Origin of the sequence: Psychrobacter sp. 2Y5 (genome assembly GCF_051847375.1) — a bacterium.
Lineage (GTDB): Bacteria > Pseudomonadota > Gammaproteobacteria > Pseudomonadales > Moraxellaceae > Psychrobacter.
Genome location: NZ_JBPYDA010000003.1, coordinates 270,464 through 284,730 on the forward strand (window position 1 = coordinate 270,464; position 14,267 = coordinate 284,730).

14 protein-coding genes are annotated in these 14,267 nt (G+C 41.6%); 3 read left to right on the top strand and 11 right to left on the bottom strand.

What is annotated here, in order from left to right; all coding sequences use genetic code 11:
• Positions 1 to 192 precede the first annotated feature (192 nt).
• Complete coding sequence (locus tag ACS8E3_RS04825; protein WP_439241800.1) at positions 193 to 1,275, top strand: YeiH family protein; 1,083 nt, start codon at positions 193 to 195, stop codon at positions 1,273 to 1,275.
• A 235-nt stretch (positions 1,276 to 1,510) separates the two neighbouring features.
• On the opposite strand, the gene cspE is transcribed toward ACS8E3_RS04825, so the two are convergent.
• The 3 genes from cspE to ACS8E3_RS04840 form a co-directional block, all read right to left on the bottom strand.
• A complete protein-coding gene (gene cspE, locus ACS8E3_RS04830; RefSeq protein ID WP_025644841.1) occupies positions 1,511 to 1,720 on the bottom strand; it encodes a transcription antiterminator/RNA stability regulator CspE in 210 nt (69 codons plus the stop codon).
• Positions 1,721 to 1,959: 239 nt separating this feature from the next.
• Complete coding sequence (locus tag ACS8E3_RS04835; RefSeq protein ID WP_439241802.1) at positions 1,960 to 2,382, bottom strand: YbaN family protein; 423 nt, start codon at positions 2,380 to 2,382, stop codon at positions 1,960 to 1,962.
• A gap of 216 nt (positions 2,383 to 2,598) precedes the next feature.
• On the bottom strand, positions 2,599 to 3,087 hold the full coding sequence (locus tag ACS8E3_RS04840; protein WP_439241805.1) for a hypothetical protein: 489 nt from the start codon (positions 3,085 to 3,087) through the stop codon (positions 2,599 to 2,601).
• Positions 3,088 to 3,466: 379 nt separating this feature from the next.
• Here ACS8E3_RS04840 and ACS8E3_RS04845 point away from each other — a divergent pair, with 379 nt between their 5' ends.
• Positions 3,467 to 4,597: a sterol desaturase family protein gene (locus ACS8E3_RS04845; RefSeq protein ID WP_439241808.1), complete on the top strand. Its 1,131-nt coding sequence runs from the start codon at positions 3,467 to 3,469 to the stop codon at positions 4,595 to 4,597.
• A 288-nt stretch (positions 4,598 to 4,885) separates the two neighbouring features.
• Here the strand turns inward: ACS8E3_RS04845 and ACS8E3_RS04850 are convergent, their stop codons facing one another.
• The 7 genes from ACS8E3_RS04850 to ACS8E3_RS04880 form a co-directional block, all read right to left on the bottom strand.
• The gene (locus ACS8E3_RS04850; protein ID WP_439241810.1) at positions 4,886 to 5,512 is read right to left on the bottom strand and encodes a TIR domain-containing protein; all 627 of its coding nucleotides are present in this window, start codon (positions 5,510 to 5,512) and stop codon (positions 4,886 to 4,888) included.
• Positions 5,512 to 6,096 carry an SLOG domain-containing protein gene (locus ACS8E3_RS04855; protein WP_439241813.1) on the bottom strand — a complete coding sequence of 195 codons (585 nt, stop codon included), beginning with the start codon at positions 6,094 to 6,096 and terminating at the stop codon, positions 5,512 to 5,514. The genes ACS8E3_RS04850 and ACS8E3_RS04855 overlap by 1 nt, the downstream gene beginning before the upstream one ends.
• A complete protein-coding gene (locus ACS8E3_RS04860) occupies positions 6,081 to 7,208 on the bottom strand; it encodes a toll/interleukin-1 receptor domain-containing protein (RefSeq protein WP_439241816.1) in 1,128 nt (375 codons plus the stop codon). The genes ACS8E3_RS04855 and ACS8E3_RS04860 overlap by 16 nt, the downstream gene beginning before the upstream one ends.
• Positions 7,209 to 7,269: 61 nt before the next feature.
• Positions 7,270 to 7,806 (bottom strand): toll-Interleukin receptor, encoded by a 537-nt coding sequence (locus ACS8E3_RS04865; protein WP_439241818.1) that lies wholly within the window; start codon positions 7,804 to 7,806, stop codon positions 7,270 to 7,272.
• Positions 7,807 to 8,105: 299 nt separating this feature from the next.
• Positions 8,106 to 8,375 (bottom strand): hypothetical protein, encoded by a 270-nt coding sequence (locus ACS8E3_RS04870; protein WP_439241821.1) that lies wholly within the window; start codon positions 8,373 to 8,375, stop codon positions 8,106 to 8,108.
• Positions 8,362 to 8,673 (bottom strand): BrnT family toxin, encoded by a 312-nt coding sequence (locus ACS8E3_RS04875; protein WP_439241823.1) that lies wholly within the window; start codon positions 8,671 to 8,673, stop codon positions 8,362 to 8,364. The genes ACS8E3_RS04870 and ACS8E3_RS04875 overlap by 14 nt, the downstream gene beginning before the upstream one ends.
• A 31-nt stretch (positions 8,674 to 8,704) precedes the next feature.
• Complete coding sequence (locus ACS8E3_RS04880; RefSeq protein ID WP_439241826.1) at positions 8,705 to 11,665, bottom strand: valine--tRNA ligase; 2,961 nt, start codon at positions 11,663 to 11,665, stop codon at positions 8,705 to 8,707.
• 295 nt (positions 11,666 to 11,960) lie between these two features.
• Between ACS8E3_RS04880 and ACS8E3_RS04885 the strand changes: the two genes are divergently transcribed.
• Positions 11,961 to 13,142 carry a formate/nitrite transporter family protein gene (locus tag ACS8E3_RS04885; RefSeq protein ID WP_439241829.1) on the top strand — a complete coding sequence of 394 codons (1,182 nt, stop codon included), beginning with the start codon at positions 11,961 to 11,963 and terminating at the stop codon, positions 13,140 to 13,142.
• 140 nt (positions 13,143 to 13,282) lie between these two features.
• On the opposite strand, the gene ACS8E3_RS04890 is transcribed toward ACS8E3_RS04885, so the two are convergent.
• Entirely contained in the window at positions 13,283 to 14,176 is an 894-nt protein-coding gene (locus ACS8E3_RS04890; protein WP_439241832.1) for a bile acid:sodium symporter family protein, read from the bottom strand.
• Positions 14,177 to 14,267 lie beyond the last annotated feature (91 nt).

The window sequence follows — 14,267 nt, forward strand, 5'->3', positions numbered from 1 at the left end:
TAGATACCCACTTACCTAAAAAATCGATAGCTCCTATCTTATCAATCTGTTTTTATTATATAAGAGCTTTGCTTATAATATCTACACATAAGCTAATGCTTATTAAGACTATAAGTAAGTATGATGGCAACGCCTTCAAATAGTCTTAACAACAGCAGTCAATGAGCAAAAAACGCCCGTTAGGATATGAGTATGCCCTCTTTCGTACAAGCCATAACTGATTATATGCCTCGGACTCGCCATCTAGCAGGGCTGATCGTCGTGCTCATCGGTAGCTTATTTTGCTTATGGCTAAATACTCGTTTGGACATCTGGAGTCAAGGGCGCATTATAGGCTTATCTTCGTTAACGCTGGCGATTTTACTTGGCATGGTTTTGGGCAACACCATTTATCCCAAGTTTGCAGCCAGTCTGAGCGCTGGAGTTGGCTTTGCTAAAGCTCAGATTCTACGTTTGGCTATTATGTTTTATGGCTTTAAGTTGACCTTGACAGAAGTGGCTGGCGTCGGGATGCCTGCAGTATTGAGTGATGCTTTAGTGCTGACTTCTACCTTTTTATTAACCTATTGGATCGGTACTAAACTGTTAAAAGTCGATAAAGAAACGACTTTGCTCATTGGTTCTGGTGCGAGTATTTGCGGGGCGGCGGCCGTTATCGCCGCTGAGCCTGTCATCAAAGCAGAAGCGCACAAAGTCACTATCGCGGTGGCAACTGTCGTAGTGTTCGGCACTCTTGCCATGCTACTATATCCCTTTCTTTATCATCTAGGCTGGTTACAAGTCTGGCTCAGCCCGCAAGACTATGGCGTCTACACTGGATCTACCATTCACGAGGTCGCGCAAGTGGTCGTCGCTGGTAACGCCATCAGCGCAGAGGTTGGCGATACGGCGGTAGTGACTAAGATGATTCGCGTGATGATGCTAGCGCCATTTTTACTGATTTTGTCCTTTGCGCTAACCAAAAGCGGTAATGGCGAGGGCGAGAAACTGTCGGTCATGAGCCGAGTTAAACAAGTCAAAGTGCCTTGGTTCGCTTTTATTTTTATCTTAATTGTGTTGATGCATACTTGGTTAACTATGTCAGAGAGTTTTGAGAGTAGAATGATCCTGCTCGATGATGTTTTGCTGACTATGGCAATGTTCGCGCTAGGACTAACCACTCATCTAAGTGCGATCAAGCAGGCTGGCTCCAAACCGCTTATCTTAGGCGCTATTATGTTTGGCTGGTTGATCCTTGGCGGTGGCCTAATCAATATAGGTATTAGCTTTATTTAATATTTATAAGCAGCATAAATAAAAACACAGAGCAACCTACGCGATGCATGATCTTAGCGTAGGTTTTTTAATGTCTGTTACTATCGGCGGGTTACACTGCACTAACCTCACCCTGTGAGAACAAGTTTAAAGGTTAATTAAACGCTTAAATCCAAATCGTAGACAAAAAAAAACGAACCCTTAGGCTCGTTTTTTTACATCTATTTATCTAATCATTTGTCATTAAAAAGACAACTTAGATAGCAACGATGTTATGTGCTTGTGGGCCTTTTTGGCCTTGAGTTACAGTAAACTCAACTTCTTGGCCTTCAGCCAAAGTTTTGAAACCAGAACCAGAGATTTCGCTGTAATGAGCAAAAACGTCTGCGCCGTTTTCTGGAGCGATAAAACCAAAGCCTTTAGCTTCGTTGAACCACTTAACTGTACCTTTTTGAACGTCTGACATGTTGATAATCCTACTTTTTAATTTATTGGTGGTCTCATTGACCGGTAACGCTTGCAAATAGCTACTGACGATAAATATTAAAACGAAGGATTATAACTAATACTACGAGGTAATGATTTGTGCAGAACTGCTCTTAAGCTTGTGGGTATTATAGAAGCCTTATCGCACTATCGCAAGCGATATATAGCTTTTTGTGTAACTGGTTACAAATAAGCATTATTCATGGTTAACTTGTTGTTTTATTGAGCATTTGGTAAGCGAAAAAGATAGATAGCAACGCCCGTACAGACGATCGCGACGAGCCAAGCCATCCACATAACATCATCGGGCAGTCGATAAAATAGCATCGCCGTGGATAACCCCATCATGATAGTCGCAAGCCATTTGGCGTACCAAGGCACCGCATGATTCTCTTCCCAATCGCGGACAAACTTACCGAAATACTTATGATTAATCAGCCAAAAATGAAAGCGTCTTGAGCTGCGTGCCCAGCACCCTGCTGCCAAGAGTATAAAAGGTGCGGTCGGCATCACTGGTAACAATACGCCGATGATACCCAGCACAAAAAATATCCAGCCTAGTATCACAAACGTCCAGCGCACCGTTGGGCTATTAGACTGATTGGTCTTGGGACGATAGTAAAAGGCTTTTTTGTCAGTCATATTGATTACATCAATGCTAATGGGTGTTTCGCTAATGGGAGTGTCAAAGCTATTTTTATAATTCGACAATCATGCAATAAAGACTAATCTGGCTCAATATTATTTTTGCATTTTTATGTGGTTGTTTCATATCTAGCGCTCTGTCTCAACCATCAGACCAAAAAAAACCACTTACAGCAGACGCCAAAGTGGTTTTTTCTTCATTTTAAAAGGAGCTTATACTAATAGCAGCACAATCACAGTGAAGATGACGAAGTAAATAAAGACGCCCGCAATCGCATAAAATGTCTTAATCTCTTTATTATTAATCTCGATCTTACTGAGCGTCGTGCCAAGCTTGAGCATAGAGATGGCAAAAAAGTAAAATGCTAAAGCCAATAGCGTGATACTGATAATGAAGATCACTACCGGAGAGACGATACCGAAAAAGGTCTCCGTGCCCGGGAACAGAATTTTACCTTTAATAACCAGTATCAATAGTACGGCGGCAAGCCCCGATGCGGAGGCATGAAAAAAGATAATATCGTGCCAAGAAGCCGTGGTTCTATAAAAGCTGTTTTCAATACCGAAGTGACTTTCAGCATGGCCAACTTCGGCCGCTCCTCTTTTTCCGACGGCTCTATAAGAGTTTATCTTACTGACCGTAATCAGGAAGGTAAAAAAAGTAAAGGCAATCCACAAAAAGACGTACAAGTTCAAGCTCATAACTACCTCAAGACTTATATAATTATGCGTTCAATATATCATTTATATCAATCATATTATGTATTAATAAGACTAACAAGTGCACGCATTGGTTATTAGTCTCGCTACACTGTGAGCAATTTAAGAGTAATGAGACTGGTTCGACTATTTGATATAAGAACCGCTATAGCTTGAGGAGGTAAATATCTTTTTATCCTAGACAAAATAAAAGACAAATTTTAGCTACTTTAATTTTAAACGCTAAGGGTAAGCTGTGATTTGATTATAGGAGTAGAATGCAAATTATGCGAATACACTCTAATAATGTTGAGTAAATAATATACTCATTTTCGATAAACAATGCTAAATTAAACTCAAATGGCATTAATGAATTAAACTTATGAGCAAACTACTGCGAAAACACTTTGAAGACCGTGAAATAAAAAGAGGCTCAGGGCAAGTGGCTGCCTTTATCGCGGTATCTTTGGGCATACTGACTACGCTTGCTGCTTTGTGTTTTTTATTCCCTAATCTGCTTACTACGCCAGATTTTAGACCCTTATATAATGCCAATATTTTACGCGACCTATTGTTTGCCAGTGTAGTTATCGGCTTTGTTTCAGGTATGATTAGCCTACTACGTAATCCGTCTAAGCGCTGGGGAATGGCGGGTATGTTACTCAATGCCTTGGCCGCGCTGCTCGCCTCAGGACAAATCGAGCCCAATTACTATGAGCGTAATCTGTATGCAGGCTTGGACTATTTTATTTTAACGCTGGTGATTTCCGCATTGGTGTTTATTCCTATGGAGCGGTTTTATGCCAAATATAAAGAACAAAAACTGCTGCGCTCGGGCTGGGTAACTGATATCAAATACTTCATGTTTAGCCATTTAGGTATTCAGCTACTTAGTTTTTTTACGATCATTCCTGCGCAGATTTTATTTAATCAATGGCTTAATCCCTCATGGCATCAGCTGGTCAGTGGTCAGCCTTTAGTGCTGCAATTTATAGAGATTTTGATCATAGTGGACTTTTTTAGTTACTGGATTCATCGCACTATGCACAAAGTCCCGTCGCTGTGGCGCATACATGCGGTACATCATTCTTCGCATCAGATGGATTGGCTGGCGGCAAGTCGGGTGCATGTGTTTGAGCTGATTACGAATCGTTTTGTCGGTTATATTCCCTTATTGTTTATGGGCTTCTCTCCAGCGGCAACTTACGCTTATTTGGTGTTTATCTCTTTTCATGCGATCTTTATTCATGCCAATGTACGTTTTCGTTTTCCGTATTTTCGCTGGCTGCTGGCAACGCCAGAGTTTCATCATTGGCATCATTCCTCAGAAAAAGAAGCGTGGGACAAAAACTTTGCCGCCTTTTTACCCATTTATGATGTGATATTCAAAACCGCGCACCTGCCAGAGCATTTGCCCAAAAAATATGGTACGACAGCGAATACAAAAATACCAGAGGGCTTTGTGGCGCAGTTGGTATATCCGCTGCAAAATGAACGACGTAAGAAAAGTTGACTTAATTTATTGACTATCCTGATTTAAATATAGGGTAGCCCTTCCCGCTTTCTGCTTGTAGTTGGCAGGGCGTGGCGCACAGCGCCTAAGCCTAGCGGCGTTCCTGTTGTCTCGATACCACCTCTAGGCAAAGCGCTGTATGCGCCACACCCCACCAAGCTACCGCGTCAATCGTGGCTAAACCGCACCCACGGCATGGGTCAGCTTGATTATCAACAGCGGCTCAAATGACGGGCATAAAAAAACCGCTACGGCACGACGCAGTAACGGTTTCTCGTCTTGAAACAACTATACACTTTTCGAAATGTCATACTTATCTATATTTTGTCTTATCTCTAAAGCCGCCTCAATCCAGCCATTATAATTACTTGTAAACTTCTCCCATGTAGGCATTAATATATAAGATTCGGAACAACCGCTTTTAAACATTTTTGTTGGGTAACGGTATTCTAAATTATTTCTATTTTTATTAATAATTCCAAATCCAAAATTTGGATTCCTTGCATACTCATAGCTTCCATTTCTATCAGGTAGAATAATAGCTAATATCGCATTAGGTTTACTTGGAATACCATTACGACTTTTTTCTCTTAATGAATATGATATTTCCCACGGTATCCACTGATCTTTTTCTAAACTCATCCACTCTTTCATATTTGGAGATAGTAAAACTATAGTAACTGTACTATCGTATATTTTATCTGCTAATCTTCCCCTAATAGTATCTCTCTTGAATTCTGCAAGGCTTTCATTATTTCTCTCACCTTTATATATGTGATCGCCAGTATTTTCAAAATGTGATTCAATTATATTGACATAGTCACGTGCTTTCGTTAGCTCTGAACTCCACGTATTACCTAAAGAGCGAACACTAGTATCACCGTGTTTGTAAGATATAAAAATCTTTTTAGCCATCACAAATAATCCTTAAACAGTCTATAGAACAAAGCTATGTAAGCGTAGTCATCTTTCAACTCTTCTTCAAAACTACCTTTTTTAAATATTTCAAGAGCAGCTGCCCCAGTACTAGCTATTGGTAATGTTAATGAGTCAGGATGAGCATCTATAAAAGCTTCATACTCATCTTCTACGCCTTCCATGCCGCCTACGAAAATACCAGCAATAAAATCATTCTCAACAATCATCTTTTCGCGCATCAAAGCGAGACTTTTATCACGACTTCCAATATCATCTGTAACAACAAGAGATTCAGAAAATTTTTCATTCTCTACAGGAAACATTTTGCGGAAATATTCTGACTGGTAAAGGTATACATGTTCAGCAACGTCTACGTCCAAACTTTCTAAGACTGAGCTTATTAAGGGTGTAATAGATGGGTGCCCGCCCCAGATTAGACGACATTCAGGCAAAACAACTTTAGCTAAACTGCTAATACAATCTCGAATTGCAATTACATCAGCTGTATCATAATACATAGGGTTACGTTCTTTCAGAGGTATACTTGCTGAAAGAAAAATGTTTTTTAGTTTGTTAGCCATTTTTGTACCCTCAAAATACTCAGTGTCTCTACTGTAAGGCTACTATCTAACCATTCCAAATGTTTCAACCAGAAATCACGAATACAAGTTTCGTCAAAGAGTATGCAAATGTGTTCATAATCTTTTTTCTTAATTTCTTTAATCAAAGTGGAAGAGCTTTCGTAATTTAAAGAATTGGGAATACCTACTGCTGGAACTAAAACTATCTCTTCATCATCCTTAGACATTGTGATAATCTTATAACTATCTAGTTGTGGTTCATAACCATTGGACTTAGCTATTTTTACAAAGTTTGATATCAAATTATCTCTTCTAGCAGCTAACGTTCTAGCTCTTATACTTTCTACGTTTTTAATGATTTGATCGACAATATTACCATTTAGTCGTTCGTTTTTATCATTGAAGTCATTAGCTTTTAATTGAATTGGAAACGATATTTCAGCATCTTTATGATCCTTTATAGAATGCTCAGGCCAAGAAACAACAACCATTCCTAGCAGCAACTTATTTGCCGTGGCTAGCTCTTGAGTTGTCCACATACTCCCTAAAAAATTAGAAGTATTCAATAGTACAACTACGTCACTATCTGCCATACGATGCCATAGTTCATCCTGAAAAGGTTCAGATGGTCTAATACTATGCGTATCAAGAAATACATCGAAGCCATTTTTTTCTAAAGCTTCGTATAGTTGAATGGCTATACTGGCGGATTCATCACGCTTATAGCTGATAAAAATACGACGATTTTTTCTTAGAAGAGAAAAAGCTTCTAAGATATTATTTGCAATTTTTTCAACCTTTACATCTTTATCTTGCTCCGAAATTGCTAATCCATTGTATGTAGATATAATTTTAGGTACACATTGATTAAAATCGTCTAGCGAGCCTTGTACGATAGGCAATACCAATGATGCATCAACAACTACTTTTTCTAGTAACTCTATATCAGCAAACTGTTTATTTGCATCGTGTCGTCCTAGGTAAATACAAAAAGAAGGGCTTGCATCAGTATATTCGTCAAAATTTTCATCGTTAATTATTTTAAAATGACTAAAGTCTATACCGATTTCTTTAACTTTATTCTTGAGACTACTAATAATAGCTTCTTGCATATCAAAATCTCTTCCTAGGATTATTAACTGATAGCAATAATTTTTCACTAACTATACTCCTTCATCGTTTAATCCAGAACTCAAGAAGTTCAAAAGGATCATCAAGTACAAGTATAGAGCCATAACGTTGTACGAATGGATATAACTCTAAGAACTCTTTACCTTTAAAGCTATCTTCGCTATTTTCTGTAAGACCTAATACTGCAACCTTATCCTTGAGACCATCAAAATACCCAATTTCCCACAACATCCATTTTGAATTTTCAGAATTTTCGGTAATGGCAAATATCAGTGTTTTACATCTTTGCATACGTTTTCTGATAACTACTGCGGTTTCTTTAGTCACCTTACCTCTATCAAGATGTGAATCTTCATACCAATCAACATATACACTAAACCCTGCTTCTTCTAAAGTAATTTTTAAACCATAGATTGCTTCAGCATCTAGAAATGCATGTGATAAGAAAATATCGTAAGTTTTGTCTGGACTAATACTATCGAACTGAAACTGTCTGTTTAGAGCTTCTCTTGATTCAAGGCCAACAGATGTTTTACTACGAGCTTTGCTGCGTACTTCACTCAATGTTAAAAATGCCATAAAGAACCCTATTGAGAACATTCAAAATATTCTAGAAAACAAATCTGCTAGTTATATAAGAACTAACAGATTTAGTAGAGAATAGCATAGCTGGTAAACAATAAAATACATCATCATTTTCTACGGTGGCGTTACCCTTACGCGAGTGACGAACGCCGAGAGAAGTCTTTATAAAAACACTGTCCCATGCATTGCATATTTCTACGGTGTAAAGAACTCCAATGCTGAGGCCATGCTTTTTAAGCTTTTGCTTTTCTCTTTATTTAAAGTCTCTGCCAACGTTCTAAAGTGCTAACCCCCTATCCTTCATCTTCCATTAACTTATGCAACAGCTCATTGAGACGTACCTCAGCAGGTTTGCCATCTTTTTGTAGCCATTCAAACACTTCGTCATCGACGGGCAGACGTTTCTTAGTTAGTTTGCCTCGCACCGCATTGCTCCAGTCCAATTCTTCAGGAGCATCAGACAAGTCAACGGGACGGTCTTTTAAGGCTTCAAGACGCTCTTTTTGTTCAGCGGATAATGATGGAATATCATCTTTATGAATAATCTTTCTAATGATTGTCATAGTAAATTCTCTCTTCTTGGGAGGTAGCCTCTCTAACTGTAATCAGTCTGACAACCTCACGGTCTAATTCATCATCATATAACAAATGCCCGATAAAGAGTAATACAGCGTTGTGTACGCGCCCGAGGGTGCGCCAACGCTGTTCACCATCTACCACTTGATGAGTCTGTGTTAGAGCATTAGGATCTAAATAGGCATTGATAGCATCTTCAAGCAGCAAACCATGCTTTGCTAAATTACTCTGACTTTTATGGTCATCCCATTCAAATACGAGGTAGTCGTGCTCCAATTTTCCCATTTAATACGTCCATAGCTAAAATTTGATTTGACTACAACGCCTTCAACTCTTCCATCTGCGCCGTCATCGCGGTCAACTGCCCTTCTAACTCAGCCAGTTTGGTCTTCTCCGCATCGACTACTTCTACAGGTGCTTTACTAACAAAACCTTCATTACCTAGCTTACGCGAGATACCTTCCGCTTGCTTTTGCAGCTTCTCATAGGATTTACCTAGGCGATTAAGCTCAGCTGTTGGATCAATCAGCCCTTTCATCGGCACAAGCACGCGTAGCTGCCCGACCATACTTGATGATGACAACGGTACCTCATCGCCTTCTTGTAATATATCCAAGCTCTCTACTTTGGCGAGCGCCTTAAACTGATTGGCGATACGGGCTAGGCGCGCGTCTTCCTCATCTGAGATATTTTGCAGAAGCACAGGCAGACGTACCGCATTACCGAGTTTCATTTCGCCTCTGATATTACGCACGCTGGCGATCAGCTCTTGTAGCCATTCCATATCGGCTTCAGTTTGCTCACTGATTTGGGCAGTATCGGTTTGTGGATAGTCAGCGATGACAATGCTGTCGGTATTTTTACGATTGAGTAGCGGCGCAACCGTCTGCCAGATTTGCTCAGTCAGATACGGCATGATGGGATGGCTAAAGCGTAGCGCGGTCTCTAGCACGTGCAGCAGTACATAGCGGATTTGCGCTTTACGCTCGTCCGATACTGAGTCATCATTGAGACTGGCTTTGGCAAGCTCAACGTACCAGTCGCAGTACTCGTTCCAGATAAACTCATAGATATCATGGCTGACCATATCTAGGCGATACTGGTTAAAGTGCTGATGGATATTTTTGATACTCGAGTTTAGTCGGCTCATGATCCACTTTTCTGGTAGCTCCCAGACCTCTGGCTTGGCGTTTTGATCGATAGACAGCGCGTTGCTGTCTTTATCGACACAGTTCATGAGCACAAAACGGCTGGCGTTCCAGATCTTATTACAGAAGTTGCGATAGCCCTCAACACGCTTGAGATCAAAGTTGATATCACGACCGGTACTAGCAAGTGAGGTAAAGGTAAAACGCAGCGCGTCCGTACCGTAAGCGGCGATGCCGTCAGGGAACTCTTTACGCGTTTGCTTTTCAATTTTGGCGGCGTCTTTCGGGTTCATCATGTTGCTAGTGCGTTTTTCTACTAACGTCTCTAAATCAATCCCATCTATGATATCGATAGGATCTAGCACGTTCCCTTTGGACTTAGACATCTTCTGTCCTTGGCCATCACGGACCAGTCCATGCACATAAACGGTTTTGAACGGCACTTGCGGGCTGCCATCGTCATTCTTCACAAAGTGCATGGTCAGCATAATCATCCGCGCGACCCAGAAGAAGATAATGTCAAAGCCGGTGACCAAGACGCTAGTCGGGTGGAAAGTCTCAAGCACTTTTTTATCGGCAGACGGATCAGCCCAGCCAAGCGTACTAAACGTCCATAGACCTGAGCTAAACCATGTGTCGAGCACATCATCATCTTGGCGCAGTTTTACGTCGTCGCTTAGATTATATTTGCTGCGTACTTCGGCCTCATCGCGGGCGACATAGATTTCACCAGTCGCATCGTCATACCACGCAGGGATACGATGTCCCCACCACAGCTGACGACTGATGCACCAGTCCTGCAAATCGGTCATCCACGCCATATACATGTTTTTATATTGTGCGGGGACGAATTCGATATCGCCATTCTCGACCGCGTCAATAGCAGGTCCCGCAAGTTTATTCACCGCGACATACCATTGATCAGTCAGCCACGGCTCAACGATGACGCCACTACGATCGCCACGTGGCGCTTTTAGCTCGTAGTCTTCAATGCTATCAAGCCAGCCCTCTTCTTGTGCTTGTGCCACCATCTTGATACGGGCAGTAAAGCGCTCAAGGCCTGCATAAGCATTGCCCTCATGATCGCTTGGCGTTGTTTCTAGATTAGGCTCCCGAGTTTGCAGATCAGGATAGACTTCCATCTCAGCCAAGATATTGGCATGGGCGTCGAGCACATTGATCAGCGGTAAGTTATGACGGCGGCCGAGTTCATAGTCATTGAAGTCATGCGCAGGGGTGATTTTCACACAGCCGGTTCCAAAGTCGCTTTCGACATAATCGTCGCTAACGATAGGCACGACGCGGCCGGTAATTGGGAGCGTTATGGTCTTGCCGACTAAGTGCGCGTAACGCTCATCGCTAGGATTGACCGCGACAGCGGTATCACCAAGTAGCGTCTCAGGACGGGTGGTGGCGACAACCAGATAGTCTTTGCCGTCTTGCGTGCGCACGTCTTTATCGGTGAAGTGATAACGAAAATGCCAAAGGTTGCCTTTTTCATCATGGTTTTCGACTTCTAAATCAGAAAGCGCTGTTTGAAATTTAGGATCCCAATTGACCAAACGCTTACCACGATAAATAAGCCCTTCATCAAACAGACGCACAAACACTTCTTTCACCGCGTTAGACAGACCATCATCCATGGTAAAGCGCTCGCGCGACCAATCGACTGAGCTGCCAAGCCTGCGAATCTGGGTAGTGATATTATCGCCCGATTCGGCTTTCCATTCCCAAACTTTATTGATGAATTCTTCACGACCTAAATCATGGCGCTTAATGCCCTCGGCATTGAGTCGACGCTCTACCACCATTTGTGTAGCAATACCGGCGTGATCGGTACCTGGCTGCCATAAAGTATTGTCGCCATCCATACGGTGGAAACGCGTGAGCGCATCCATGATAGCGTTATTAAAGCCGTGACCCATATGCAGGGAGCCGGTGACATTTGGCGGCGGCAAAGCGATGGAGAAGGAGTCGTCTTTATCAAAAGTTGGCTGAAAGTAGCCGCTCTCTTCCCAGCCTTGATACATACCCGCTTCTACTGCGCTCGGATTATAGGCGTTCTCTAATTGGCTTAGTGCGGCTTGGATAGACTGGGTTAGATTGGTGTTAGAATTAGGATTGCTCATAAGGGCCTGGTCTTTTATTAATAATGAAGGTAAAAAATATAGATATAAATATAAGGTTAATCGCGAATAGAGTGATTTTAACGCAGATAGCTAGTTTTTGTTAGCGTTAAGGTGATTTATCAGCGCAGATTTCAGCGCTATTATTAATTCTCATTAAACAATCAACAACAGCAATCCGCCTAATGCTAAATATAATGGAGTATAGTACTTTCACAGCGACTGCTTGATACTGAAATATTAAAATTTAAGAATATTAAAAATATTGTTACTAAACACAAAAAATAGCGAGCCTGCCGTGCCTCAAAATGACGATAAAACACAGAATGTACCAAACGACACTTCTGATACTCAAAGTCAGCAAGATGTGCAAGGGCAAAGCACCGATTCTGACTATGTTTCTAAGCCTGTTTCTAATATTGACTCTGATTCGGTAGCGAGTGATAAAGAGGATCTAGAAACTAGCGAAAACAAGGCTAATGATAGCGAAGCTAATAATGACAAAGAGGATTCGCAACAAGCCGATAGCGAGTCTAGTAGTGATGTCACCGAAAACCTAACGGACGAGGACTTCCCAGAAGAATTCTCCGACGAAGAAAAAGAGACCATAAAAAAGGTCGCCAGCGACGATAATTTAAGTAAAGCCAAAAGCTCAGCGAGTATCTTAGTTGAGCAGTTCATCGATGCCAAAGAAACTTTTGGTCGCTCATTAGGCTCATTATTCACCAGCGCCTTTACCGCAGGCCTTGAGATTGGCATTAGCTTTTTTGTCATCTTGTCGGCCTTTACGTTGATTGGCGACTTTATGCCGAATAAATACGCGATGGTTCTAGCCTCACTCCTCTACCCCATTGGCTTTATTATCGTGGTTATTGGTCAATCCTTGCTGTTCACTGAGCAAACCTCTCTACTGAGTTTACCGGTACTTAACAAGATTGAACCTTTGCATAAGTTATTGCGGCTATGGGGCATCGTCATCGCGGGTAATGTTGTCGGCGGCTGCCTGTTTGCTGCGTTGATGATTGGCTTAGGTCTCAATATGGGCTTATTTACCGTTGCTAATATCGATGCTTATGCCGAGCACGTATTGGGCTTTAAATGGTGGGTGATATTTGGCAGCGCGGTACTCGCCGGCTGGATGATGGGTATCGCCGCTTGGCTTGTGACCTCTGCGCGCGACACTCTTAGCCGTATTGTTTTGGTGACACTTATCACCGGTAGCATTGGCTTTTTGGGACTGCATCACAGTATCGTTGGCAATATCGAGGTTTTCGCCGCTTTGATGTATGGTAGCTACGTCACCCTCGCCAATTATATGCTGTTTTTATTCGTCGTATTAGCTGGTAACACCGTAGGTGGTGTGGTGTTTGTGGCGGTACTTAAAAACCGGACTTTCTTGTTCGATGTGGCTAAAGTTCGAGAAGAAAGCGCTGAGGATAAGTCTAATAAGTTAGCAAGGCTTAACGGTCGCGAGCGTTAAAAAATGACTAAAAGTCTTTGTGTTGAAATGTTTTTATTCCGCACAAACCACCAAAAACCCCATAGCTAGCTTCGTAATAGAAGTTAACTATGGGGTTTTCTGTACGAGCGACTGTAAATAAACTTTATTTATTTTACTAATTAAGCATAAGCCGCTTGCTCTTTTCTGGCCTTACCACTGAATACTTTAACTAAGATACCGGCGGTAAAGAACATAATCAGCGTATAGATAGCCGGTGTCATCGACATATCATAGTTAGACAATAGTGTCAGCGCCATAAATATCGATAGCGTACTGTTTTGTAGGCCAACCTCCATCGTAATCGAAGTTCTTTGTGCTAAGTTTAAACCCAGCAGCTTACTAGAGAAGTAGCCGAGCGCCATAGTAACTAGATTGAGAATCAACGAAACCGGACCGGTATTAACAAAAGCTTCAACGATGATATCTCTTTGCACATAGCTCAAAAACACTACTAACATCGCCAAAAACGTGACTCCAAATCTGGAGACAAGCACTTGCGAGCTATCGGCTAATTTAGGTTTATAGCGCTTTATTAGCATGCCAATGCTGATAGGCAAGATAGTAATGACAAACAGTGAAATCATGGTTTTGACGATAGGCAACTGAAACTCACTGCCTGCGCCCATAAAGTGAATAAGCGAATAACTCAGTACAACTGGGATAGTGAAGACCGTAATGACGCTAGCGATAGCAGTCATCGTCACCGAGAGTGCCACATCGCCTTTGGCTAAAAATGTAAATAGATTAGAAGTGGTTCCGCCTGGGCATAAGACTAATAGCATTACCCCTACTGCATATTCAGGACGCAGCGGCATAATATTGGCAAGGGCAAAGCCGATAAGCGGTAGCATAATTAACTGATTGGCCAACCCTATACTTACTGCTTTAGGGAATTTTACCACTCGTTTAAAATCGTTTACGACTAGGGTCAAGCCCATACCCATCATGATCAAGAATAAACAGATCGGAATAACGACTGAATTGACAAAGGTAACTAGTTGAAGACTATCCATAACTACATCCATGTAGACATAACCAATAAGGTTATGTGTTAATAATTTTAATTCCTCCACCTAATCCATGGCGCAAGATTAAATAAAAAAA